We start from the raw sequence: 24320 nt of genomic DNA, 5'->3' as shown, positions 1-24320 counted from the left end.
CCCACCCCCGGCGGGCGCGCGTGTCGACCGTACCACCCGACGGGCCACCACGCCCCCCCCCCCCCCCCGGCGGGGGGGGGGGGGGGGGGGCGGGCCCCCCCCCCCCCCCCCGCCGGGTGGCGGGTGCCTTCTCCAGCGCCCCGGTCATCGCCGGGCGCGGGTCACGCCGGCACCTTGGCGGTGGCGTCGACGATCGCCTTGAGCAGGTCGACCACGCGGGGCCCCCAGCGGGAGGCGACGTCGTCGTCGAGGGCGACGATCTGGTTGTTCCTGACCGCGGTGACGCCCGACCAGCCGGCCCGCGCCTTGACCGTGTCGGCGCTCTGCTGGCAGCACTTGGTGTCGGCGAGGAAGACGAAGTCCGGGTCCGCCTTGACGATCACCTCCTGCGACAGCTGCGGGTAGCCGCCGTTCTTGCCGTCGGCGTCGGACGGGTCGGCGATGTTCTCCAGGCCGGCCATCGCGTAGAGCGAGCCGATGAAGGTCTTGCTGGTGGCGGTGTACAGCTCCGGGCCCAGCTCGTGGTAGTAGGTCAGCTTCTCGGCGCGCTTCGGCAGGTCGGCGACGAGCTTGGCGATGTCGTCCTTCATCCGCCTGGTCACGTCGGCCGCCTCGGTGGCGTGGCCGGTGAGCGCGCCCAGCTCGGTGATCTGCCGGTAGGTGTCGTCCAGCGTGGTCGCCGCGGGGGTGAGGTAGACCGGGATCTTGAGCGCGGTGAGCTGCTCGACGATCTTGTTGCGGTCGTCGGAGATCACCACCAGGTCGGGGCTCCTGCCGGCGATCGCCTCGGCGTTCGGCGAGAAGCCGGAGAGGTCGGTCTTCGGGGCGTCCGCCGGGTGGTTCGAGTTGTCGTCGACGGCGGTGACCTGCTTGCCGGCGCCGATGGCGAAGAGCATCTCGGTGGCCGACGGCGCCAGCGACACGATCTTCTCGGGCCGCTCGTCGAGCGTGAGCTTGCCGACGGTCACCGGGAAGGCGGCCGTCGCGGAGCTGCCGCCGCCGGTGGCGGGCGCGTCGGAGGTCTTCTCGGCGCAGGCGCCGAGCGCGAGCGCGGCGACCGCGAGGGTCGCGGCGAAGAGCCGGGGGGTACGTCTGGACATCTGTCCTCCTGTCGGTCGAGGAGCGTGGTGCTTCGCCGACAGGGACCGGTGCGCCCGTCCGCGAGGCGCCCTTCCTCGAGAGCGCGAGTCGCGACCACTGACGCAGGCGACCTGGCTCGTCCCCGCCGCGCTCGGCCTCGGCCGGGCGTGGTGGGGCATCACAGTTGCGGGACAGCGCCGGATTCGCACCGGCTTCGCTGCTAGCGGTCGGTAGAACCGTAGCGCACACCCCGGACGTGCCTCGACGATCCAGGTCGCATCGCCGCTCGCTGATCGACAACAGCGGCGATATGCCCTGGATCGACGGTGCGTGGGGGTGGGTGGGGCCCCGCCGGGGGCGGGACGGGGCCCCACCCGGGTTCAGGAACTGGTGATGGTGACGTTGTCCACAGCCGCCTCGACCAGGCTCGCGCCCGAGGCGTCCGCCGCCTCGACGAGGATCCGCACCGACTGGCCCGCGTACGGGGTGAGGTCGGCGTTCGTCACCGCCCAGGCGCCGTTGCGGTTGGTGGCCGCGCCGGACTGGGTGAACAGGGCCGTGGTGCCGCCGTTGTGCACCACGCTGACCCGGAGGTAGTCGGCCGACGAGGCGTTCGAGCCGTGCGCCAGGTACCAGGCCAGGGAGAGCGTCAGCGTGCCCGAGGCCGGCAGGGTCACCGCCGGCGACCGGGCGCTGGTCACCCCGCCGTCGACGTCGTAGTCACCGGCCGCCGTGCCGGCCAGGCGGCCGGTCACCAGGTCGTTGGCGCCGCCGTACGGGACGAGCTGCTTGGCGCCGCTGGAGGTGGTCGCCTGGGCGGCGCCCCGCTCCCACGCCCCGACGGTCGCGGTGTCGGTGCCGTTCGGGTTGACGGTCCAGCCGGTGGCCGTCTCGAAGGTGTCCGACCAGACCGTGGTGCCGCCGCCACCGCCGCAGTACTGCGCCTCCTTGCCGATCACGCGGTAGGGGCAGTCGGCGTACTCGCTGATCAGCAGGACCGCCTCCCGGTTGCGCGAGGTCTGGGCGGGGATCACCTCGTCGGGCGGGTAGAAGCCGCCGCCGCCGGCCGAGCCCGGGTACATCTCGAAGGTGTAGGCCCAGATGCCGTGCTGGCCCCACATCCAGTCGATGCTGTCGCCGTCGGTGATGTAGAGGTCGCTGGACTGCTGCGGGGTGTAGCCGTTGGTGTTGGCCATCTGCTGGCCCAGGCTGGCGAAGGTGTTGTACTGGTCCGTCGTCATCCCGGGGGCGGTGTTGTTGTACGTGTAGCCGAACGGCCAGAGCACCAGCTCCGAGTACGTGTGGAAGTCGATGTTGGCCTTGATCTGCTGGGTGCCGCCGACGACCCGGCTGTTGACGAAGTTGCGCAGCGCGGCGGTCTCCGGGGCGGAGAACGCCGACGGGCCCCGGTAGGTGTCCGACGAGGTCGAGCCGGACGAGCCGCCGCAGCAGCCCCACTGGTAGGACCAGTTGCGGTTCAGGTCGGTGCCGACGTACGACGAGCCGCTGTTCGGCTGCCGGTTCTTGCGCCAGGACCGGTAGGAGCCGGTGGCGATGTCGTACTCGCTGCCGTCCGGGTTGACCGTGGGCACGATCCAGATCTCCCGGCTGTTCACGATGTTGGTGACCCGGGAGTCGGTGCCGTAGCTGTCGGTGAAGAGGTTGAGCAGGTAGATCGCCATCTCGACGGTCAGGTGCTCGCGGGCGTGCTGCTGGGAGTTGAACAGGATCTCCGGTTCGGCCTCGTCCGTGCCGACGTTGTCGGAGATCTTCACCGCCATCAGGTCGCGGCCCTCGTACGACGACCCGATGCTGATCTTCCGGGCGATCGACGGGTGGTCGGCGACCACCTTGTTCACCACGGCGGTCAGTTCGGCGTAGTCGTGGTAGTTGGAGTCGGCGGGCGGGAAGGCGGCGGTGCCGACGTCCCCCTCGGCGTGGTCGTGCCCGTCGGCGGACGGGGTGGCGACCGCCTCCAGCCGGAAGCCGAGCCGGGTGATCGCCGCCGCCTCGGCGGGCGTGGCCGAGACGTTCAGGACGCCGTGCTCGACGTGGTCGATGGCGGCGCCGGTGCCGGCGACGGCGGTGCGGTCGGCCACCGTACGCGGGCCGAGCACCCGGTAGGAGGTGGCCGCGGAGTCGGCGGCGCGGTCCGGCGCGGGTCGGGCGGCGGCCGGCGCGGCGGCGACCGTGAGCAGGCCGAACCCGGCTGCTACGGCGATCGCCAGGCGGCGGCGGAGGGTGGTGTTGCGGAAGGCCATGGACAACCTCCTCGGGGGGCGGGAGGAGATCCCGCTCGGTGGAGCACACTCCACCACGCCCACATGGTCATATCAACATTCATCGTTATCCAGTTGCATGCCATCCGGATCCTCACCTCGGCAAGGATTTTCCATCCGTCGCCCTCTGGCGAAAGTTCCTTCCGAGCGGGACACTGACCCGCAACGATCCGTCCGTCCCTGCGGAGGACCCATGGCCAGACCCCGCCTGCGCACGGCCGCCCTCGCGGCCGCCACCGCGCTCACCCTTCTCGGCACCGCGACGCCCGCCGTCGCGGCGCCCGGCACGGCCCCGTCGACCGCCAGCACGGTGGTCCACGACGAGCAGATCACCTTCCAGGACTGGTCCCGCTACCCCGACTGGCGTCGCGGCACCCACGCCGGCACGAAGGCCGTCCCCGGCGTCCGGCCCGGCGTCACGCTGGCCACGCCGCTCGGCACCACCGACTACACCGACCCGCACACCGGCGTGACCCGGAGCTGGGAGTACGCGACCTGGACCTCCCCGGTCACCCAGATCGGGTTCGACGCCACCGAGCTGATCGCCTCGTGGAACGCGAACACCCCGGCCGGCACCTGGATCCAGGTGGAGATGCAGGGCACCTACAACACCGGCGTCCAGACCAAGTGGTACGTGATGGGGCGCTGGGCCTCCGGCGACGCCGACATCAAGCGCACCAGCGTCAACCGGCAGGGCGACCCCTGGTCGACCATCTGGACCGACACGTTCAGCATCGACGACGCCTCGGTCGGGGTGCTGCTACGGGCCTACCAGCTGCGGCTCACCCTCTACCGGGCGCCGGGCCAGAAGGCCGCGCCGGTCGTGCACACGGTGGGCGCGATGAGCTCCAACGTGCCCGACCGGTTCACCGTCGAGCCGAGCGCCGGCGGCATCGCCTGGGGCAGGGAGCTCGCCGTCCCGCGCTACTCGCAGAACGTGCACACCGGCCACTACCCCGAGTACGACGGCGGCGGACAGGCCTGGTGCTCCCCCACCTCCACCACGATGGTGATCGAGTACTGGGGCCGGAAGGCGTCCGAGGAGGACACGTCCTGGGTCGACCCGACCTACCCGGACCCGACGGTCAACCACGCCGCCCGGATGGTCTACGACTACCAGTACGACGGCGCCGGCAACTGGCCGTTCAACACCGCGTACGCGGCCAGCTTCCCCGGCCTGGAGGCGCGGGTCACCCGGCTGCACTCGCTGGACGAGGTGGAGCGCTTCATCGCCGCCGGCATCCCGGTGGTCACCAGCCAGTCCTTCCTGGCCAGCGAGCTGGACGGGGCGAACTACGGCACATCCGGGCACCTGTTCGTCGTCGTCGGCTTCACCGCCGAGGGCGACGTGATCGTCAACGACCCGGCCTCGTCGAGCAACGAGGCGGTGCGCAACGTCTACAAGCGCGAGCAGTTCGAGCAGATCTGGCTGCGGACGAAGCGGACCAACGCCAGCGGCGGCGTCTCCGGCGGCTCCGGCGGCGTCGTCTATCTGATCAAGCCCACCCTGAAGCCGTGGCCGAAGGTGGCCGGCTCCACCAACTGGTGACCTGACCGCCCGATGACACCGATCGAGGGGCTCGCGCCTCCCGGGTCCACCCCGGGCGGCGCGGGCCCCTCGTCACTTCTCGGCGGCGGGGCCGTCCGGGCCCTGGTCGTCGCCGGCGAGGGCCGAGCGCAGGCGCTCCTTCTCGGCGCGGCGACGCTCGGCGGCCTCGGCCATCTCCACCGCCATCTCGTCCCGCCAGCCCTTGAGCAGGAAGAACGAGGCGGCGGCCGAGAAGGCCAGCGCCAGCATCAGCTTGACGAAGAGATTCATGTCGACCAGCCAGAGGGCCGCCAGCACGGCGACGAACAGCCCGATCCGGCCCAGCGTGTACTTGACCGCCGCGCTCACGTTCCGCACTCCGTTTCTCCGCCGCCGGGGTCGTCCCGGTGCGGGTTCAGCCCGTCCGGCGGGCCAGCCAGTGGACGCCGTGGAACCAGACCACCGCGTACGCGAGGGTGAGGGCCGCCGCGCCCAGCCCACCGGAGGCAAGCGGCGGGAGCCCGGCGGCCAGACCGGCCACCACCAGCCCCGCGACCAGCCCCACGGCGGCGGCCACGAGCCCCGCCACCACCCGGGCCGCCCCGAACTCCCAGGCCCGGAAGTCGTCCCAGAACAGCCAGGCCGGCAGGATCACCGCCAGCCAGCCGTTGGCCCGCCCGAAGTCGCCGCTGCCGACCAGCGCGAAGGCCCAGTCGAACAGCAGCACCGCCAGCAGGCCGACGACCAGGCCGGCCAGGCTCACCCCGAGCAGGTCGCCCAGGGTGAGGATGCGCCCGTCGGCGTCGCGCCGGGGAAACCCGCTCCGCTGCTCGGTCATGGCCTACGAGATTACGTGCCGGCTCAGGCCCAGACCTGCTGCGGCTCGGCGCGCCGCTCCGCCAGGGACGGGGCGGCGTCGTACTCGCGGACCACCTCGTAGCGGGTGTTCCGCTCGACGGGACGGAAGCCGGCGTCCCAGATCAGGTGCAGCAGGTCGTCGCGGTGCATCGTGTTCGGGGTGCCGTACGAGTCGGCGTCGTGGGTGATCTTGTATTCCACGACCGAGCCGTCCAGGTCGTCCACGCCGAAGTTGAGCGAGAGCTGGGCGACCGACAGCCCGTGCATCACCCAGAAGCACTTCACGTGCGGGACGTTGTCGAAGAGCAGCCGGGAGACGGCGAAGGTCTTGAGCGACTCGGCCGGCGAGGCCATCGTCGTCTGCGCCTGGATCCGGTTGCGGATCTTGCCGTCGGCCGAGTCGACGAAGTCGTGCTGGTAGCGCAGCGGGATGAAGACCATGAAGCCGCCGGTCTCGTCCTGCAGCTCGCGCAGCCGCAGCACGTGGTCGACCCGGTGCCGGGGCTCCTCGATGTGGCCGTAGAGCATGGTCGACGGCGTCTTCATGCCCTTGCTGTGCGCCAGCCGGTGGATCCGCGACCAGTCCTCCCAGTGGCAGGCGTGGTCGACGATGTGCTGGCGGACCTCCCAGTCGAAGATCTCCGCGCCGCCGCCGGTCAGCGACTCCAGGCCGGCGTCCATCAGCTCGTCGAGGATCTCGTCGGCGCTCAGGCCGCTGATCTTCTCGAACCACTGCACCTCGGTCGCGGTGAACGCCTTCAGCTTGACGTTCGGCAGCGCCGCCTTCAGCTCGCGGAGCACCTTCGGGTAGTAGCGCCAGGGCAGGGTCGGGTGCAGGCCGTTGACGATGTGCAGCTCGGTGAGCTGCTCGTCCTCCATCTCCTTGGCCTTGCGGACCGCCTCGTCGATGCGCATCGTGTAGGCGTCCTTCTCGCCCGGCTTGCGCTGGAACGAGCAGTACGCGCACGAGGCGGAGCAGACGTTGGTCAGGTTGAGGTGCCGGTTGACGTTGAACATCACCCGGTCGCCGTTGAGCTCCGTACGCCTGTGGTGGGCCAGCCGACCCAGCCACGTCAGGTCGTCGCTGTCGTAGAGGGCGATGCCGTCCTCGCGGGTCAGCCGCTCGCCGGCGTACACCTTCGCTTCGAGCTCACGCTTGAGTCCGGCGTCCATCGAAAGCCACGTCCCTTCCGCCTGCGGTAGGAATCGAGCGTACGTCGGCCCGCCGACGACCTCGCAGCACGGTCGGCCCCCGTGCCGTCGCTCACCGAACTCTCAGCGTCCCGTGACCCGTCGATCCATCGACATGGCTGCCTGGGTGAGGTAAGACAGGATGGGACGTTCGACACACACTGGTAGCGTCCTCACGGCCGCGCCCATCCGGCGCGGCGACACCACGCCGGACGGGGAGCGGAATGGTCGACAGCGGGCGCGGGCGACGGCAGCGACGACGGAGCCCGGTGATCTCGCCGGTGCTGCGTCCGGCGCTCTGGTCCGCCCTGCTCGGAGCCGTCGCCGCCACGGTCCTCGCCAACCCGGTCCACGCCGACCCGGCCCTGCCCGCGACCGTTCCCGACACCGGGTCCCGCCCGGTCGTCGCCGGAGCGCTCCAGCTGCCCGGCGGCGCGCCCGGCACCGGCGTGCCGGGCCTCGTGGGCGCGCCCGGCAACACCGTCGTGCCGGGCGGCAGCCTGGTCAACGGTCCGCTCGGCACCCAGATCTACGCCGCCGAGGCCCAGGTCGGGCAGTTGCGCGACCAGCTGCTCCTGCTGCTGCAGAAGCGCACCGAGGCGGAGACCCAGCGGGCCACCGCCGAGCGTGACCTCGCGCTCGCCCGGGAGGCGCTGGCCCGTGCCCAGGAGGGCGCCGACGTCGCCGCCGCGGGCGCGTTCAAGGCCGCCGCCGCCCTCCCGCCCGGCGAGTTCGCCAACGACCTGCACGAGCTGAGCCGGCTCTCCCGCATCATCCGGGGCGAGAAGGCCGAGGGGGGCACCACCGCCGCCGAGGGCGAGCTCCTCCGCGCCCGCACGGGCGAGCAGGCGGCCAGCCAGGCGATGGTGTCGGCCGAGTCCCGGCTCAAGGGCGCCCAGACGGAATACGCCGCCGGCGAGAAGGCCCTGCGCGACGCCGAGGCCAAGCTCGCGAAGCTGCGCCGCGACAACGCCGCGCAGCTCGTCGAGCTGGAGCGCCAGCAGGAGGCCCTCGACCAGCAGCTCGGCGCCGACTACCTCGGCAACGAGACCGCGAACGGGCTGGCCGCCCACCCGACCGCCCTCAAGGCCGTGGCCTACGCCAAGGCGCAGCTCGGCGACCCCTACCTGTGGGCCGCCGAGGGGCCGGACCGGTTCGACTGCTCCGGCCTGATCTACGCCGCCTACCGCTCGGCGGGCTACTACGGGCTGCCCCGGGTCTCCCGGGACCAGTACTACGCCACCCGCTCCCGCACCGTCTCCCGCTCCGCGCTGCTCCCCGGCGACCTGGTCTTCTTCGCGTCCGGCACGAGCTGGACGACGATCCACCACATGGGCATGTACATCGGCGGCGGAAAGATGATCCACGCGCCGACCACGGGCGACGTCGTGAAGATCTCCCCGGTGCGCTGGTCCCGCCTCTACGCGGCGACCCGCGTGATCGGGGCGGTGCCCGCGCCGACCAGCACCCCGTCGCCCACGCCGACGCAGAGCACGTCGCCAACGCCGAAGCCGACGGGCAGCGCCAAGCCGACCCCGAAGCCCACGTCGCCGTCGCCGAGCCCGTCGACCTCGCCGTCGACCTCACCGTCGGCGTCGCCCACCGGGTCGCCGTCGCCCAGCACGTCGCCCACGCCCAGCACGTCGCCGTCGCCGTCGCCGTCCGGGTCGCCGTCGACGAGCCGCTCCGCCTCGTCGGCGCCGAGCGCCACCTCCGGCGCGGTGGCGCCGACCACGGCGGCGGGCAGCGCCGACCCGACGCGCAGCACCTCGGCGACCGCCTCGACGAGCACCGGCAGCTGACCGGGGCGGGTCGGCACCGCCCGGCGCGCCGACGCCGGTCCGCGCCGACCATCGGCCCGCTACGCACTCCGGCTGTGCCGCACGGCCGGAATGTGGCACGGTGACAGTCAGACACGTCCGGTCCGACGCCGCGGACCCGGGCGCGAGCGTGGCGCGGAGGGCGAGCATGGCCGAGCATGAGGTTCCGGGGGAGCCGGTCGACCACGGATCCACGCCCGACCGGAGCCATGCCGGGTCCGCGCAGTCGTCGGGGTCCGGTGGGTCCGCCGCGACCGGGGCCGACGGTGGGCCCGCGTCGGGCACCGGCTCCTCGGGCCCGTCGAGGTCGTCGATCGAGCCGCCCGCCGACGACGTACGCCGGCAGCCCGCCCGGGGCCGGGTGAGCGTGGCCACCGCCGCCGCCCCCGGCGAGGGGGAGTCGGCGCCGCCGGCCCGCCCGACCGCCGCCACCACCTACCGGGCCACCGGCGCGACCACCCCGGCCGGCGGCGTCCCCGAGCAGCGCGGCACCGCCGCGGCCCGGGCCAGTGCCGCCGTGCCCGGGATACGGCGGGTCTCCGCCGACGAGGCCGCCGTCATCCGGTCGCGCACCGGTGAGGCCAGGGTCTACCGGGCCGCGCCGGTCAACCCGGAGCCGCCGGAGCCCGCCCAGCCGCCGGAGCCGGCGCAGCCGCCCACGCCGCCGGTCCCGGAACCCGAGCCGGCGCCGGCCCCCGTGCCGCCGGTGCCCGGGCCGACCCCGCCGTCGCCGAACCCGCCGGTGCCGCACCCGCCGGTCCCGAGTCCGACCCCGCCGCTGCCCGGCCCGGTGCCGCCCCGCCCGGTGCCGCCCCGCCCGGGGCCCCCGGGTCCGGTGCCGCCCCTGCCGGGTCCGCCGGCGCCGCCGCCCGGGCCGCCGGTGCCCGCACCGCCGCCCCCGCCGGGCCCGATGCCGGCGCCGCCGTTCCCGCCGCCGCCCGCGACGGCCGCCGTACCCGCCCCGACCTTCTCGGCCGCGACGCCCGTGAGCACGCCGGCCGTCGCGCCGCCGTTCTCCACGCCGCAGGTCTCCGCGCCGCCGGCCGTCGCGCCGCCGTTCTCCGCGCCGCCGGCTGCCGCGTCACCGGCCTCGGTGCCGCCGGCCGGCACCGCGCCGTACTCCGCCGCTCCGGCCTCGGTGCCGCCGGCCACCACCGCGCCGTTCTCCGTGCCGCCGGCTGCCGCGTCGCCAGCCTCCGCTTCGGCCGTGCCCGCCCCCGCCCTGCCGACGTGGCCGCCGCCGACCAGTCCGGGTGACCGTCGACCGGGCGGCGCCGAGCCGGCCACGGCTCCCCGGGAGGCGCGCCGGTCGACCGGGCGCCCCGCCGACGCGGATCCGTCCGGCCGGGGCGGGTCCGACGGCACCCCCGCGGGGCGCTACGACGGCGGGCCCGACCTCGGCACGATCTACGGCGCGGGCACGGACGGCCCGGGCTTCGCCACGGTCGCGTTCCCGGCCAACAACCCGGTGGAGAATTCCGGGTCGCTGACCGGGCACATCCTGGCCCAGGGCTGGACGGAGACCGCCACCGAGGAACGGTCCAGCACCAGGAAGGTGGTGATCGTCCTGGCCGCCTCGCTGGGCCTGCTCGTGGCGGTAAGCGTGCTGATCGTCCTGCTCGCCACCGACACGGTGGGCGGGCTGGTGGGTGGCGCCCTGAACGGGTGAACCGCCCGGCGACGACCATGGTGAGCCCGCCCACTACCGATCCGTGGTGCGGTGGCGGGTTCGCCGAGCCGCCGTACACTGGTGAGGATCACTGACCCGGCGCGCCGTGCGCGCCCATGGGCGATCTTGCGGGCGATTCGGCGGCGTTCAGCTGCGGCAGGCCATCGCGAAGATGCGCCCCGCTCGAAAGGCATTTCTTGACCACGTTTGCTGAGCCCAGCACGTTTCCGCCCGCCCTTGAGACCGCCGACGCGCAGGCCGCCGAGCGGGACACCAGCCCGCAGGACCCGGCCGCCCCGGTGTCGGCCGAGGCCACCGACTTCGCCGCGCTGGGGCTGCCCCAGCCGCTGGTCCGGGCGCTCGCCCGGCAGGGCATCTCCGCTCCGTTCGAGATCCAGCGCGCCACCGTGCCGGACGCGCTCGCCGGCCGCGACGTCCTCGGCCGGGGCCAGACCGGCTCCGGCAAGACCCTGGCCTTCGGCCTGCCGCTGCTGGCCCGGGTGGCCGAGGGCGAGCGGGCCCGGCCGCTGCACCCGCGGGCCCTGGTCCTGGTGCCGACCCGCGAACTCGCCATGCAGGTCAACGACGCGCTGCTGCCGCTCGGCAAGGCCGTCGGCGTCTTCCTCAAGACCGCCGTCGGCGGCGTGCCGTACGACCGGCAGATCGACGCCCTGCGACGCGGCGTGGAGATCGTCGTGGCCACCCCGGGCCGGCTGGGCGACCTCATCGCCCGAGGCGTCTGCCACCTCGACGACGTCGAGGTGACCGTGCTCGACGAGGCCGACCAGATGGCCGACATGGGCTTCCTGCCCGAGGTCACCGAGCTGCTGGCGAAGACGCCGGCGGGCACCCAGCGGCTGCTCTTCTCGGCCACCCTGGACGGTGACGTCGACGCGCTGGTCAAGCGGTTCATGACCGACCCGGTGACCCACTCGACCGCGCCGTCCACCGCCTCGGTGTCCACGATGGACCACCACATGCTGCTGATCCCGCCGCACGACAAGTTCTCGGTGGCGGCGTCCATCGCGGCCCGCGACGGGCGGACGATGGTCTTCGCCCGCACCCAGCTCGGCGTGGACCGGCTGGTCGAGCAGCTCGCCGCGGTCGGCGTACGCGCGGGTGGGCTGCACGGCGGCAAGACCCAGCGGATGCGCACCCGCACGCTGGCCGAGTTCCGCGAGGGCCGGATGAACGTCCTCGTCGCCACGGACGTGGCGGCCCGGGGCATCCACGTGGACGGCGTCTCGCTGGTGCTGCACGTCGACCCGCCGAAGGACCCGAAGGACTACCTGCACCGTGCGGGGCGTACCGCCCGGGCCGGTGAGTCGGGCGCGGTCGCCACGCTGGTGCTGCCCAAGCAGCGCCGGACGACCCTCGCCATGCTGGAGAAGGCCGGCGTCGCGCCGGCGGAGACCCGGGTGCGGGCGGGCGACCCGGCGCTGGCCGAGCTGACCGGCGCCCGGGAGCCGAGCGGCGTCCCGGTCCGCAACGAGCCCGAGGAGCCGCGCCGGTACGGCGACCGGCCGGGCGGCGCGCGCCGCTTCGGCGACCGCGACGCCCGGAGCGAGCGCCGCTTCGGCGACCGCCCCCAGGGCGAGCGCCGCTACGGCGACCGACCGCAGGGCGAACGCCGCTACGGCGACCGCCCCACCGACGGCCGGAGCTACGGCGACCGACCGCAGGGTGAGCGCCGCTACGGCGACCGGCCGCAGGGCGAACGGCGCTACGGCGACCGGCCCACCGACGGCCGGGGCTACGGCGAGCGCCGCTACGGCGACCGGCCGACCGAGGGACGCGGCTACGGCGAGCGCGGCTTCGCGGACCGGGGCGAGCGCCGCCAGGGCGATCGACCCTTCGCCGACCGCCCCCAGGGCGAACGCCGCTACGGCGACCGGCCCACCGACGGCCGGAGCTACGGCGACCGCCCCCAGGGCGAGCGCCGCTACGGTGACCGACCGCAGGGCGAGCGACGCTACGGCGACCGCCCCGCCGACGGACGGAGCTACGGCGACCGGCCCGCCGAGGGACGCGGCTACGGCGAGCGCGGCGAGCGGCGCTTCGGCGACCGGGGCGGCTTCCGTCCCGAGGGCCGGGGACGCGACGACCGGCCGCGCGACGACCGGCGGGGCTTCGGCGGACGGCCGCCGGCCCGTACGCACTGATCACGCAGTCGACCGGAACGCCGTCGTGGGGCACGTGCTCCACGGCGGCGTTTCCGCATCCCCTGCCGGGGTCGGTCCGGTCGCGTAACGTCCGGCTCATGCCGACCATGCCGAAGTCGCTCTTCTGGGCCCGTACGGACACCGCCGGCAGCGAGCACGCGCTGCTCGACGACGGCCGAGGGCTGACGGCCCGGGGCACCCTCACCGCCGTCGATCCGATCCCCTACACCTGCCGCTACCAGCTCGCCACCGACCCGGAGTGGGCCGCCGCCCGGTTGGAGGTCGAGGTGGAGGGCTCGGGGTGGCTGCGGAGCGTACGCCTGGAACGGGCCGGCGACCGGTGGCGGGTGACCACCGGCGAGCAGGGTGACCTGGACGCGGCGCTGCGGGCCGCCGGCCACCCGCCCGCCGGGCTGCCCGGCACCGACGACCCGGATCGGCTGGCCGAGGCGCTGGACGTCGACCTCGGCGGTTCGCCGCTGTTCAACGCCCTGCCGGTGCGCCGCCTCGGGTTGCCCCGCGCGGCGGCCGACACGCCGCACCGGATCGTCGTGGCCTGGGTGCTGGTGCCCAGCCTGATGGTGGTGCCCGCCGAGCAGGTCTACACGTCGCTCGGCCCCGGCCGGGTCCGCTTCACCAGCGACACGTTCACCGCCGACATCGATGTCGACGCCGAGGGCTACGTGGTGCGCTACCCGGGGCTGGCCGAGCGCGTCGACCCGCGCTGACCACACGCTGGTCGCCCCGGTGGTCGGCCAGCCCCGAACTGCCGCCCCTCGACCGGCCGCCGCCGCAAACCGGCCGGGCCACCGCCAAAGCGGTCAGGCCGGCCAGGCGCCGTCGGCGAGGAAGCGCTCGATTGTCGCGAGGTGCGGCTCCAGGTCGAGCCCCTGGGCGGCCACCCAGCCGTCCGCGTAGTAGGTGTCGGCGTAGCGGTCGCCGGCGTCGCAGATCAGGGTGACCACCGAGCCGGTGCGGCCCTCGGCGAGCATCTCCGCGATCAGCCCGAAGGCCCCCCATAGGTTGGTGCCGGTCGAGCCGCCCACCCGACGGCCGAGCACGGCCGAGCCGGCGCGCATGGCGGCCAGCGAGGCGGCGTCGGGCACCTGGACCATCCGGTCCACCACGGAGGGCAGGAACGACGCCTCCACGGTCGGCCGGCCGATCCCCTCGATCCGGGAGCCGCGCCCGGTGCGGACCGACCAGTCGGCGGCCTGCCAGGCCGGATAGAACGCGGAGTTCTCCGGGTCGACCACGCAGAGCTTGGTGGGCAGCCGCTGGTAGCGGGCGTACCGGCCGATGGTGGCGCTGGTGCCCCCGGTGCCGGCGCCGACCACGATCCAGGTCGGCACGGGGTGCCGTTCCAGGGCGAGCTGCGCGTAGATCGACTCGGCGATGTTGTTGTTGCCGCGCCAGTCGGTGGCCCGCTCGGCGAAGGTGAACTGGTCCATGAAGTGGCCGCCGGAGTCCTCCGCCAGCCAGCGGGCCTCGACGACCACCTTGGCCGGGTCGTCGACGAGGTGGCAGCGCCCGCCCTGGAACTCGATCTGGGCGATCTTCTCCGGCGACGTGGAGGCCGGCATCACCGCGATGAACGGCAGGCCCAGCATCCGCGCGAAGTAGGCCTCCGAGACCGCCGTCGAGCCGGAGGACGCCTCCACGATCGTGGTCTCCGGGCCGATCCAGCCGTTGCACAGCCCGTAGAGGAAGAGCGAGCGCGCCAGGCGGTGCTTGAGCGAGCCGGTGGGGTGCACCGACTCGTCCTTGAGATAGAGGTCGATCCCCCACGCCCGGGGCAGCGGGAACGGCAGCAGGTGCGTGTCGGCGGACCGGTTGGCGTCCGCCTCGACGGCGGCGATCGCCTCGGTCACCCAGCGCCGGCTGGCCTCGTCGCACCGGTCGAGATGAGTCACGCTCGAAACCTAGCAAGCCTGGTCAGCGCGGCCCGGCGCCGGCCCGGCGGCGCTGACGGCGCTGGCCCGCCCGGCCGGCCGCGAGGATCAGCGGGGCGATCCGCACCGCCGCGCCGGGCAGCGCGTCGAGCAGCCGGACCTGCGCGCCGCGCCAGCGCGGGACGCTGACCACCGGGCGGGGCCGGCGGGCCAGCCGCGCCGCCCGCCGGGCCACCCGCTCGGGGCTCAGCAGCGTCCCGGTGAAGGAGGCCGCGGCGTTCGCGTCGTCGAGCCGGTCGTGCAGCATCGGCGTCCAGATCCCGTCCGGGCAGAGACACGACACGTGTACGCCCCGGTGCCCGGCCAGCCGCAGGTCGGCGAGGGTGCCGATGCTGAAGGCCACGAGCGCGTGCTTGCTGGCCGCGTAGACGGTCTCGCCGGGGGCGGCCACCAGCCCGGGCAGCGAGACGACGTTGACCACGTGCCCGTGCCCCTGGGCCCGCATGACGGCCAACGCGGCGAGGGTGCCGTTCATCGCGCCGAGCGTGTTGACCTCGACGACCCGGCGGCGGGTGGCCGCGTCGTGCTCCCAGGAGGGGCCGGTGACCAGGATGCCGGCGTTGTTCACCCAGAGGCCGAGCCCGCCCCGCCCGGCCGCCTCGGCGGCGACGGCGGCGCAGGCGTCCTCGTCGCGGACGTCGAGCGGGCGGGACCAGCCGCCCAGGGGCGCGGCCGCGTCGGCCACCGCCCCGGCGTCGAGGTCCGTGAGGAGCACCGGCCAGCCGTCGGCGTGCAGGGCGGCGGCGATGGCCCGGCCGAGGCCGCCAGCGGCGCCGGTGACCACGGCCGCCCCGGGAGCGGGCTTCGTCATCGGCGCACGCTATCGCCGCGAGGCGGCGCACGCCAGAGGCGACGGACCGGTCGAGGGGGCATCGGGCGATCTTGGCGAGAAATGGCCCCTCCAGGGGCCGTTACCTGCCAAGATCTACGGCGCCTGCCCGGCGGGCCAGACGGGGCAGCGGGTCAGCCGGGCGTCACGCCAGACGGGGCGACGGGCCGACGCGTGCCCGAGGCGACGGGCCGACGCGTACCCGGGGCGACCGGCCGACGCGACCCCGTTGCGAGCGGCCGGGTCAGGCGTCGGGCGACACCGAGGGCTGCGGGCGGTTCTCCCACTTCGTGGAGAGCGCGATGCCGGTCCGGGTGGAGGCGACGCCGGGCGTCCGGTTCAGCCGCACGATGAGGCGCTCCAGCTCGGCGATGGTGCCGACCCTGGCCTTGAGCATGAACGACTCGACGCCGGCCATGAAGTAGCAGGACTCGATCTCGGGCATCTGCCGGAACGCCTCCAGCACGTCGTCGGTGTCGCCGCCGGAGTCCTGGACGATCCCGATGAGCGCGGTGACGGCGAAGCCGATGGCCTCGGGCTCCACCTCCGCCCGGTACGCCCGGATCACGCCGCTGGCCTCCAGCTTGCCGACCCGCTCGTGCACGGCCGGCGCGGAGAGGCCGACCTGTCGGGCCAGCTCGGCGTAGGACAGGCGGGCGTTGCCGCGCAGCAGTTCGACGATGCTCCGGTCGATGGCGTCCACGGACTGTAGACCCTAGCTGCCCGGGCGTAACGCCAGGCACTCGGGATGCGTTGAACATGACAGGGTGTAGTTGTTCGCAGACTCGCAGTCAAGGGAGCCGTACGCAGGTAATATTTCCTAACTTCCCACTCAGTGCGTTTTTCGCGTTTGGCGGACAGGCCAGGTCGCTGGTGCTGTAATTGCCATACGTCCCTCATGACGGCTCTGGGCTCGCACCGGCCGGGGGCAGTGTGTTCAGCCGGGGGCTTCGTCGACGCGAGGAGGGGGCTGTGGACACTGGAGATCGCCTGCTGACACCGGGTGAAGTTGCCGCGTTGTTTCGGGTCGACCCGAAGACTGTGACGCGATGGGCAGCGGCGGGCCGGATAGGCAGCATCCGGACTCCAGGCGGGCATCGCCGGTTTCGGGAATCCGAGGTGCGGGCCCTGCTTGAGGGGGAGGGCATGTTGGACGAGGCGGAAGACGTCGGCAAACCGCGCAACGCGGGGCCGGCCGCCTCGACCGGGCCGGGCCCGGCCAACGCCGGCATGTACTGAATGGTGCGGATCATCGCGCGGACCGGACGCCAGCTCCGGTCCGCGGCCCTGTAAGACGGGCCGACACCCGTCCCCGGTCCCCGGCCTTGGCGAGGCGGGCCGACACCAGCTCCGACCCGCGGCCCCAGACAGGCGGACCGACGCCCGCCCCGGCCCGCGCGGACCAAATGAGCCGGGCCGACACGAACTCCGACCCGCGGCCCGGTGAGGCTGGCCGGCGGCAGCTCAGGGCCGCGAGCCCGTGGAGCGGACCGGTACCAGCTCAGGCCGCGGCCTCGTGGAGCGGGCCGGGCTCAGTTCCGCGCCGCGCCCAGCTCACCCGACCAGCGGCGAAACAGGCTGTGGGGCACGCCGAGGGCGTCCAGCACCTTGCCGGCCACGAAGTCGACGAGCTGCTGGGCGGAGGCCGCCGCCCCCGCGCCGTAGAAGCCGGGGCTGGCCGGCAGCACCACCGCGCCCGCGTCGTGCAGGGCGATCAGATGCTCCAGGTGGCTGCGGGTCACCGGCGTCTCGCGGGGCACCACCACCACCGGCCGGCGCTCCTTGAGGTTGACCTCGGCGGCGCGCTGGAGCAGGTCCTTGGAGAGCCCGATCGCGATGCCGGCGCAGGCAGCCGTGCTCGCCGGCACCACCGCCATCCCGCGTACCCGGTAGGAGCCGCTGCTCGGGCCGGCCGCCAGGTCGCCGGCGGGCCAGTGCCGCACGTCGGCTCCCGCGAGGTCCCGGCCCAGCCAGGCGGCGAGGTCCTCCGCCCAGTGCCCGTCCCGGAACGGGCGGCCCGTCTCGTCCAGCACGGTCAGCCGGGCGGCCCGGGAGACGATCAGGTCCACCGGCTCCCCGGCGTCGAGCAGTGCCCGCACGACGGCCGCCGCGTACGGCGTTCCGGACGCCCCGGAGACCCCGACCACCCATGGTTCCCGCATGCCCACCAGCCTGCCTGGTCGCCCCGCCGCCCCGACGGGCACCCCCGACCCGGGCCCGTGATGCGCGTCCGGGCGGTTGTTCCCGGCGGGCGGCCGGGATCGCGGGGATCCCGGCGACCTGACATGCTGCCGGAGGCGATTCGCACGGATGCGCATCGCACGCGGGAGGAATCGGAGATGACCGGCGAGATCCTCTGGTCGCTACGGTCGGAGTGCCCCATCCCGCCCCGGCTCTCGCCGTACGCCGAGCGGGTGCAGGAGTGGGTCACCGACGACCTGCTGCCGGGCCTCGGCCTGCCGGCGGACGACCCGACCCCCTGGCGGCTGGCCGGAGCCGGCGTCGCCCGGTACGCCGGCCGCCTCTACCCGGACGCCACCGAGGCCGACCTGCGTGTGCTCACCGCGCTGTTCACCTGGTTCTTCCTCGTCGACGACGCCTGCGACGGGCCGGGCCGGCTCGGCACCGACCAGATCCGCGCGCTGCGCGCCGGGGTGCTGACCCTGCTGCACGACGGTCCCCGCCTCCGGCACGCCGGCCTGACGGGGCCGCTGCGGCGACTGCTGGTGCGCGCCTGGCGGGAGCCGCGACGGCGGATGCCGGCCCGCTGGCGGCAGCGCTTCGCCGAGGCCGTCGCCGGTCACCTCGACGGTACGTGGCGGGAGGCGGTGAACAAGTCGGCCGGGCGCCGGCCCGGCGTCGCCGAGTACGTCGAGCTGCGGCGCGCCACCTCCGCCGCGTACGTGTCGTATCCGCTGGTGGAGTTCGTCACCGGCCGTCCGCTGCCCGACGCGGTCCACCACCACCCGCTGCTGCGCCGGATCGCCGACACGGGCAACGACCTGCTGTCCTGGTACAACGACCTGGCCTCGCTGGAGCGCGACAGGGCCACCTCGGGCGGGCACAACCTGGTGCTGGCGACGGCCGCCGAGCACGGGGTGCCGCTGGAGGCCGCGATCGCGCTGACCGCCGAGCGCTGGCGGGCGTCGATGCGGCGCTTCGTCGAGCTGCGCGCGGCGCTGCCGTCGTTCGGGCCGACGCTGGACGAGGCGGTCACCGACCATCTCGACGGGGTGGCGAACGCCGTCCGGGGCACCGTCGAGTGGACCCTGGAGAGCGCCCGCTACCCAGGCGCCCGCGCCGAGCCCGCCGCCCTCCGCTGAGCCACCGCCCTCCGCCCTCCGCCCAGCCTGCCGACCTCGGCTGAGCCCGCGACCTCGCCTCAGCCCGCCGACCTCGGCCGAGCCCGCCGCAGGTCGGGCCGACCGGCCCGCGCCGAGCCGGTGGACCGGCCGCCGCGACCGGCCCCGCGCCGGCCCGCCTCGACCGGTGCCGCTCAGGGGCGCAGGTCGAGGCGGATCACCAGGTCGAGCAGGGCGAAGACGAACAGCGCGATGCCGACGAAGCCGTTGGCGGTGAAGAAGGCCCGGTTGACCTTGCTGAGGTCGGTCGGGCTGACCACGACGTGCTGGTAGCCGAAGGCGAGCGCGGTCAACGCCAGGCCCACCCACCAGAGCCAGCCGAAGCCGACCAGCGCCCCGAACCAGACGAACAGCGCGAACGTCACCACGTGCGCGACGGTCGAGGCGTGCAGCGCGAACCGCAGCCCGTAGCGGGCGGGCACGCTGTGCACGCCGATCTGCCGGTCGACCTCGGCGTCCTGGCAGGCGTAGATGAGGTCGAACCCGCCGATCCAGAGCCCGACGGCCACGCCGAGCAGCCAGGCCGGCCAGGAGCCGTCGAGGGTGCCGGTGACGCCCAGCCAGGCGCCGACCGGCCCGACGGCCTGGGCGACGGCCAGGATGGCGTGCGGCCAGTTGGTGAACCGCTTTCCGTACGGGTAGACGATCAGCGGTACCACGGCGAGCGGCGCGAGCACCAGGCAGAGCGGGTTGAGCAGGGCGGCGGCGGCGAGGAAGACCACGAGCGCGACGGCCGCGCCGGTCCAGGCCGTCCGCACGCTGACCGCCCCGGTGACCAGCTCCCGGGAGGCCGTACGCGGGTTCCGCGCGTCGATCCGGCGGTCCAGGATCCGGTTGGCGGCCATCGCGAACGTCCGCGCGCCGACCATCGCCACGGTGATCAGCAGCAGGTCGACCCACCGCACCCGCCCGCCGGAAACCTGCATCGCGGTCAACGCCGACAGGTACGCGAACGGCAGCGCGAACACGGAGTGCTCGATCGCCACGAGATCGAGGAACGCCCGCACCTTCCCCCGCGATCTTGCACTTTCCGCCCCGACAGAGGCGGATGAACCGGGCGAACCGGGGGCCGAAACTGCAAGATCGCGCGGATCGGGTTTCGTGGGCATCAGATGCCGTATTCCTTCCAGCGCTTGTCGACCAGGGAGGTGACCTCGGGGGACATTCGCATCTCCTCCGGCCAGCCCCGGGTGTAGCCCTCCTCGGGCAGCTTGCGGGTCGCGTCGACGCCCGCCTTGCCGCCCCAGAACTGCTGGTAGGAGGCGTGGTCCAGGTGGTCCACCGGGCCCTCGGTGAGCAGCAGGTCCCGGGCGTAGTCGACGTTGCCGAAGGCGCGGAAGGCGACCTCGCTGTAGTCGTGCACGTCGCAGTCCTCGTCGACGATCACGATCAGCTTGGTCAGCGACATCATGTGCGCGCCCCAGATCGCGTTCATCACCTTCTGGGCGTGCTTCGGGTAGCGCTTGCGGATCGACACGATCGCGCAGTTGTGGAAGACGCCGGCGGCGGGCAGGTCGTAGTCGACGATGTCCGGGATCAGGAAGCGCAGCAGCGGCGCGAAGATCCGCTCGGTGGCCTTGCCGAGGCCGTGGTCCTCCTGCGGCGGCTGCGACGTGACGATCGAGTGGTAGACCGGGTCGCGCTGCATGGTCGTGCACTCGATGTGCATCACCGGGAACGGCTCGACGGGCGTGTAGAAGCCGGTGTGGTCGCCGAACGGGCCCTCCGGCAGCCGCTCGCCCGGCTCGATGTAGCCCTCCAGGACGATCTGGGCGTGCGCCGGCACCTGGAGCGGGACGGTCAGGCAGTCCACCATCTCGACCCGCTCGCCGCGCAGGTACCCGGCGAACAGGTACTCGTCGATGTCGGCGGGGAGCGGGGCGCTGGCCGCGTACGCGACCGCGGGGTCGGCGCCGATGGCGATCGCCACCGGCAGGCGCTGGCCCAGCCGCTCGGCGACGGCGTGGTGCGCCGTGGAGTTCTTGTGGATCTGCCAGTGCATGCCGATCGTGTTACGGCTGTGCTGCTGGAGCCGGTAGAGCCCCAGGTTGCGCTTGCCGGTCTCGGGGTGCTTGGTGTGCGTCAGCCCGAAGTTGTGGAAGATCCCGCCGTCGCCCGGCCAGACCTGCAACCCCGGCAGCCGGTCCAGGTCGACGTCGTCGCCCCGGTAGACCACCTGCTGGCAGGGTGCGGTCCTGACCTTCTTCGGCGGCATCGACTTGAGCTGCATGACCTTGCCGAGGCCGTCCATCATCCCGGAGAGGCCCATCGGCAGCTCCGGCTTGAGCATGTTGCCGATCCGCTCGCCGACCTCGTCCAGCGACTCGACGCCGAGCGCCATCGCCATCCGCTTCTCGGTGCCGAAGAGGTTGATCGCCACCGGCATCTCGCCCCGGGTCGGCCGCTCGAAGAGCAGCGCCGGGCCGCCCGCGCGGACCGTCCGGGTGACGATCTCGCTGATCTCCAGGGTCGGATCGACGGGGGCGGTCACCCGCCGCAACTCGCCCGCGCGCTCCAGCGCCGCGAGGAAGTCCTTCAGATCGGTGTACGGGAAGCCACGTGCCGCCATGCCTGCCAGTCTCCACCACCGTGCCGCCGACCGACCCGGCCGGGTGGGGTGATGTCGACTGCCCCGCGTAAGTTGCGCCACACCGACCGCCGACCGCCGTCAGCCGGCCGGCTCCCAGGCGTACGCGGACACGGGCGGGTCGAGCGGGGCTCGGGTGAGCCGGTTGGCGAAGGTGGAGATGGTGTACGTCCCGACGCCGAGCACCACGTCCAGGGCGTGCCGCCGCTGGTAGCCGGCGGCCAGGAGGGCGGCGATCCCGTCCTCGGGGACCGCGCCGCGGTGGTCGAGCACGGCGAGGGTGAAGCGGCGCAGGGCCTCCAGCCGGTCGTCGGGCAGCGGCGTGCCGGCGCGCAGCGCCTCGATCAGCGCGGACGCGACGCCGTGCCGGGTCAGCGTGGCGGTGTGCATGGCGACGCAGAGGTGACACTCGTTGCGGGTGGCGACCGTCATGACGACGACCTCCCGCTCGACGGGGTCCAGGGCGCAGCTCTCGAAGATGCCGTTGACGGTGAGGAAGCCCCTGAGCGCCTCCGGGGACTCGGCCATCAGGCCGACCGCAGCGGGGAGGTGGCCGAATCTGCGGTGCACCGCCTCGACGGTCTGCCGCGCGGCGGCGGGGGCGGTGTCGACGGTGTGGGTGGTGAACGGCGGCACGGATACCTGCTCTCCGGGTCGGGGTGGCCGGCGCGGCCCGATCGGCGACGCGCCGCACGTGACGTAGGATCGTCAACGTGGTTGTCGAAATCGTAAACCAGGTTGTCGAACATGGCAACGGCTGATCCCGACCGGCCCGGCTTCCTGCTGCCCCTGCTGCTGCTGGCCGGCTTCCGTACGCTCATCGACGACCTGCACGCGGAGCTGGCCCGGCAGGGCCATCCGGAGCTGCGCCCGCTGCACGGCTTCGTGCTCCAGGCGGTCGGCGGCGGCACCACCGCCACCGAGCTGGGCCAGCGGCTCGGCGTCTCCAAGCAGGCCGCCGGCAAGACGGTCGACCGGCTGGTCGCGCTCGGCTACCTGGAACGCGCCGACGACCCCCGCGACGCCCGCCGCAAGCTGGTCCGGGTGACCACGCACGGCCTGGACGGCCTGCGCCGCTCGGCGGAGGTCTTCGACCGCCTCCGGCAGCGCTGGGCCGACACCCTCGGCGCGGACCGGGTCGCCGCGCTGGAGGACGACCTGCGGGCGGTCACCCCGGCCAACCCGTTCCGCCTCGACGTGCCCGGCTGGTTCGGCGGCTGACCCACCCGCGGGCGTGAACCCGAAACCGCTCTGCGGGAGAGACAGGGTGTCAGATCGCTCGTGAACGGGAGGTCCCCTGTGAACCGGCTCCAACGCACCGACCCGCCGTGCTGACGGCCATGACCGGCGGCGGCGTCACCGACGCCACCGCCATGGCCGCGTCCCGAACCGACGCGGAACACTTCGCGGTCCTCTACGACCGGTACGCCACCCAGCTCTACCGGTACGCCCAGCGGCGCGTCGGGCCGGAACTGGCCGAGGACGTCGTCGCGGAGACCTTCCTCGTGGCGTTCCGCCGGCGGCGGGCGTACGACCTGGCCCGGGCCGACGCCCGCCCGTGGTTCTTCGGCATCCTCACCCGCGAGATCGCCCGGCACCGCCGCACCGAGGAGGCCCGGTGGCGGACGATCGCCCGGGTCGGCGGCGAAGCGGCCGCCGACGGGCTCGCGGACCGGGTGGCCGCCTCGGTCACCGCGCAGGCCAACCGGGGCACCCTGGCCGAGGCGCTGCGCCGGCTCTCCCCGGGCGACCGGGACGTGCTGCTGCTCGTCGCGTGGAGCGACCTCAGCTACGAGGAGGTCGCCGAGACGCTGCACATCAAGATCGGCACGGTGCGCTCCCGGCTGCACCGCGCCCGCCGGAAGCTGCGTGCCGCGCTCGGCGAGACCAACCCGACCCACATCACCGAGGTGGACCGATGAACGACCTGAAGCAGCTGGACGAGCTCGGCGCGGCCCTCGACGCGGGCGGCGCGACCCCACCCGCGCGCCTGCGGCACCGGGTGCTCAGCGAGGCCGCCCGGCCCACCCGGTTCCGGGCGCCCCGGTTCGCCACGCCCCGGTTCGGCTGGCGGCTGGCGGCCGTCGGCGGGATGGCGGCCGTGCTCACCGCCGGCGTCCTGGTGACGCAGGTGATGCCGAGGGGCGACCGTCCGCCGGCCGCCACGGCCTCCGCAGCCGAGCGGATCCTGGCCGGCGCGGCCGACCAGGCCCGGCGCGGGCCCGCGGTCGCCGTCCGGGGCGACCAGTTCGTCTACGTCGAGTCGGTCGCCGCGACCCTGAGCAGGAACGAGGCCGAACCCGGCCCGGGCACCATCCGGCCCGAGCAGCGGATGGTCTGGCTCTCCGCCGACGGCACCGGCGACGGCCTGATCCGCACGCGCCCCGAGGCCGGGAACGCCGGCTGGGAGTCGGTCGAGGTGGCCGGCTGCCGCGACGGCCTGCGCAAGCCGCCCAGGAGCGGGCAGAAGAAGGCCGCCCCGGAGCCGTGTGACCCGTCCCCCGCCCACCGGCCGGACCTGCCGACCGACGCCGACGCCATGCTGGCGTACCTCTACAGGAACGCCTCGGGCACCAAGAACCCCCGCGACCAGCAGGCGTTCACGGCGGCCGCCGACCTGATCCGCGAGACGCACCTGCCGCCGGCGTCGCTGGCCGCGGTCTTCGGCGCGGTCGCGAAGATCCCGGGGGTGACGGTGGTCGGCGACGTCACCGACGGGGCGGGACGGGCCGGCGTGGCGCTGGCACTGACCCAGGTGCAGGGCATGCGCACCGAGCTGATCTTCGACCGGGTCAGCCACGCCTACCTGGGCGAACGGTCCGTGCTGGTCCGCGACCAGGACGGGATGAAGGCCGGGCAGCAGATCAACTCGGTCGCGGTGCTCCGGGTCGGGATCGTCGACCGGGCCGGCCAACTGCCGTCCTGAGCCGGGCGCGGGGCGGGCTGGCACCCGGGGGCCGCCCGCCCCGTCGCGCCGGTGTCGTCGCGCCCGACGCGACATGC

General features: G+C 74.1%; 22 protein-coding genes and 1 riboswitch. Of the genes, 10 read left to right on the top strand and 12 right to left on the bottom strand.

Annotation, left to right across the window (positions count from 1 at the left end; all coding sequences use genetic code 11):
* Positions 1-161: 161 nt before the first annotated feature.
* Both ACWENR_RS19205 and ACWENR_RS19200 read right to left on the bottom strand, forming a co-directional pair.
* Positions 162-1100, bottom strand: a complete 939-nt coding sequence (locus ACWENR_RS19205; RefSeq protein WP_452278341.1) for an ABC transporter substrate-binding protein — start codon at positions 1098-1100, stop codon at positions 162-164.
* Positions 1101-1210: 110 nt separating this feature from the next.
* Positions 1211-1293: riboswitch (cobalamin riboswitch) on the bottom strand.
* Between the two features lie 167 nt (positions 1294-1460).
* The gene (locus tag ACWENR_RS19200; RefSeq protein ID WP_452278340.1) at positions 1461-3341 is read right to left on the bottom strand and encodes a M14 family zinc carboxypeptidase; all 1881 of its coding nucleotides are present in this window, start codon (positions 3339-3341) and stop codon (positions 1461-1463) included.
* Between the two features lie 211 nt (positions 3342-3552).
* Here ACWENR_RS19200 and ACWENR_RS19195 point away from each other — a divergent pair, with 211 nt between their 5' ends.
* The gene (locus ACWENR_RS19195) at positions 3553-4908 is read left to right on the top strand and encodes a C39 family peptidase (protein ID WP_452278339.1); all 1356 of its coding nucleotides are present in this window, start codon (positions 3553-3555) and stop codon (positions 4906-4908) included.
* A gap of 72 nt (positions 4909-4980) precedes the next feature.
* Here ACWENR_RS19195 and ACWENR_RS19190 read toward each other — a convergent pair whose 3' ends face one another.
* The 3 genes from ACWENR_RS19190 to mqnE are packed head-to-tail and all read right to left on the bottom strand — an operon-like array spanning position 4981 to position 6918.
* Complete coding sequence (locus tag ACWENR_RS19190; RefSeq protein WP_452278338.1) at positions 4981-5256, bottom strand: DUF4229 domain-containing protein; 276 nt, start codon at positions 5254-5256, stop codon at positions 4981-4983.
* A 46-nt stretch (positions 5257-5302) separates the two neighbouring features.
* A complete protein-coding gene (locus ACWENR_RS19185; RefSeq protein ID WP_452278337.1) occupies positions 5303-5725 on the bottom strand; it encodes a hypothetical protein in 423 nt (140 codons plus the stop codon).
* Positions 5726-5748: 23 nt separating this feature from the next.
* On the bottom strand, positions 5749-6918 hold the full coding sequence (gene mqnE, locus ACWENR_RS19180) for an aminofutalosine synthase MqnE (RefSeq protein WP_452278336.1): 1170 nt from the start codon (positions 6916-6918) through the stop codon (positions 5749-5751).
* A gap of 242 nt (positions 6919-7160) precedes the next feature.
* Here mqnE and ACWENR_RS19175 point away from each other — a divergent pair, with 242 nt between their 5' ends.
* From ACWENR_RS19175 to ACWENR_RS19160, 4 genes are all read left to right on the top strand, one after another.
* Entirely contained in the window at positions 7161-8738 is a 1578-nt protein-coding gene (locus ACWENR_RS19175) for a C40 family peptidase (protein ID WP_452278335.1), read from the top strand.
* A 166-nt stretch (positions 8739-8904) separates the two neighbouring features.
* Positions 8905-10425, top strand: a complete 1521-nt coding sequence (locus tag ACWENR_RS19170; RefSeq protein WP_452278334.1) for a hypothetical protein — start codon at positions 8905-8907, stop codon at positions 10423-10425.
* A gap of 197 nt (positions 10426-10622) precedes the next feature.
* A complete protein-coding gene (locus tag ACWENR_RS19165) occupies positions 10623-12587 on the top strand; it encodes a DEAD/DEAH box helicase (protein WP_452278333.1) in 1965 nt (654 codons plus the stop codon).
* Positions 12588-12694: 107 nt separating this feature from the next.
* The gene (locus ACWENR_RS19160) at positions 12695-13315 is read left to right on the top strand and encodes a putative glycolipid-binding domain-containing protein (protein ID WP_452278342.1); all 621 of its coding nucleotides are present in this window, start codon (positions 12695-12697) and stop codon (positions 13313-13315) included.
* A gap of 93 nt (positions 13316-13408) precedes the next feature.
* On the opposite strand, the gene ACWENR_RS19155 is transcribed toward ACWENR_RS19160, so the two are convergent.
* The 3 genes from ACWENR_RS19155 to ACWENR_RS19145 all read right to left on the bottom strand — a co-directional run bounded on the left by ACWENR_RS19155 (position 13409) and on the right by ACWENR_RS19145 (position 16071).
* Positions 13409-14500, bottom strand: coding sequence for a PLP-dependent cysteine synthase family protein (locus ACWENR_RS19155; RefSeq protein ID WP_452278332.1), 1092 nt, complete (start codon positions 14498-14500; stop codon positions 13409-13411).
* 22 nt (positions 14501-14522) lie between these two features.
* On the bottom strand, positions 14523-15350 hold the full coding sequence (locus ACWENR_RS19150) for an SDR family NAD(P)-dependent oxidoreductase (protein WP_452278331.1): 828 nt from the start codon (positions 15348-15350) through the stop codon (positions 14523-14525).
* 262 nt (positions 15351-15612) lie between these two features.
* The gene (locus ACWENR_RS19145) at positions 15613-16071 is read right to left on the bottom strand and encodes an Lrp/AsnC family transcriptional regulator (protein ID WP_452278330.1); all 459 of its coding nucleotides are present in this window, start codon (positions 16069-16071) and stop codon (positions 15613-15615) included.
* A 269-nt stretch (positions 16072-16340) separates the two neighbouring features.
* Between ACWENR_RS19145 and ACWENR_RS19140 the strand changes: the two genes are divergently transcribed.
* Positions 16341-16607, top strand: coding sequence for a BldC family transcriptional regulator (locus ACWENR_RS19140; RefSeq protein ID WP_089002465.1), 267 nt, complete (start codon positions 16341-16343; stop codon positions 16605-16607).
* 293 nt (positions 16608-16900) lie between these two features.
* On the opposite strand, the gene ACWENR_RS19135 is transcribed toward ACWENR_RS19140, so the two are convergent.
* Positions 16901-17530 carry a UbiX family flavin prenyltransferase gene (locus ACWENR_RS19135; protein ID WP_452278329.1) on the bottom strand — a complete coding sequence of 210 codons (630 nt, stop codon included), beginning with the start codon at positions 17528-17530 and terminating at the stop codon, positions 16901-16903.
* A gap of 177 nt (positions 17531-17707) precedes the next feature.
* On the opposite strand from ACWENR_RS19135, the gene ACWENR_RS19130 reads away from it, so the two are divergent.
* A complete protein-coding gene (locus tag ACWENR_RS19130) occupies positions 17708-18691 on the top strand; it encodes a terpene synthase family protein (RefSeq protein ID WP_452278328.1) in 984 nt (327 codons plus the stop codon).
* A 173-nt stretch (positions 18692-18864) separates the two neighbouring features.
* On the opposite strand, the gene mqnP is transcribed toward ACWENR_RS19130, so the two are convergent.
* The 3 genes from mqnP to ACWENR_RS19115 all read right to left on the bottom strand — a co-directional run bounded on the left by mqnP (position 18865) and on the right by ACWENR_RS19115 (position 21953).
* Positions 18865-19839 (bottom strand): menaquinone biosynthesis prenyltransferase MqnP, encoded by a 975-nt coding sequence (gene mqnP, locus ACWENR_RS19125; RefSeq protein WP_452278327.1) that lies wholly within the window; start codon positions 19837-19839, stop codon positions 18865-18867.
* Positions 19839-21299, bottom strand: a complete 1461-nt coding sequence (locus ACWENR_RS19120; RefSeq protein ID WP_452278326.1) for a menaquinone biosynthesis decarboxylase — start codon at positions 21297-21299, stop codon at positions 19839-19841. The genes mqnP and ACWENR_RS19120 overlap by 1 nt, the downstream gene beginning before the upstream one ends.
* A gap of 99 nt (positions 21300-21398) precedes the next feature.
* Positions 21399-21953, bottom strand: a complete 555-nt coding sequence (locus ACWENR_RS19115; protein WP_452278325.1) for a carboxymuconolactone decarboxylase family protein — start codon at positions 21951-21953, stop codon at positions 21399-21401.
* A 111-nt stretch (positions 21954-22064) separates the two neighbouring features.
* Here ACWENR_RS19115 and ACWENR_RS19110 point away from each other — a divergent pair, with 111 nt between their 5' ends.
* From ACWENR_RS19110 to ACWENR_RS19100, 3 genes are all read left to right on the top strand, one after another.
* Positions 22065-22538 carry a MarR family winged helix-turn-helix transcriptional regulator gene (locus ACWENR_RS19110; protein WP_452278324.1) on the top strand — a complete coding sequence of 158 codons (474 nt, stop codon included), beginning with the start codon at positions 22065-22067 and terminating at the stop codon, positions 22536-22538.
* Between the two features lie 107 nt (positions 22539-22645).
* Positions 22646-23239: an RNA polymerase sigma factor gene (locus tag ACWENR_RS19105; RefSeq protein WP_452278323.1), complete on the top strand. Its 594-nt coding sequence runs from the start codon at positions 22646-22648 to the stop codon at positions 23237-23239.
* Entirely contained in the window at positions 23236-24243 is a 1008-nt protein-coding gene (locus ACWENR_RS19100; protein WP_452278322.1) for a CU044_5270 family protein, read from the top strand. Before ACWENR_RS19105 ends, ACWENR_RS19100 begins: the two co-directional genes overlap by 4 nt.
* The last annotated feature ends 77 nt before the right edge of the window (positions 24244-24320 follow it).

It is taken from the genome of Micromonospora sp. NPDC004336 (assembly GCF_053602615.1).
The sequence above is the reverse complement of the archived record's forward strand: the minus strand, read 5'-3'. Positions and strand labels throughout refer to the sequence as shown.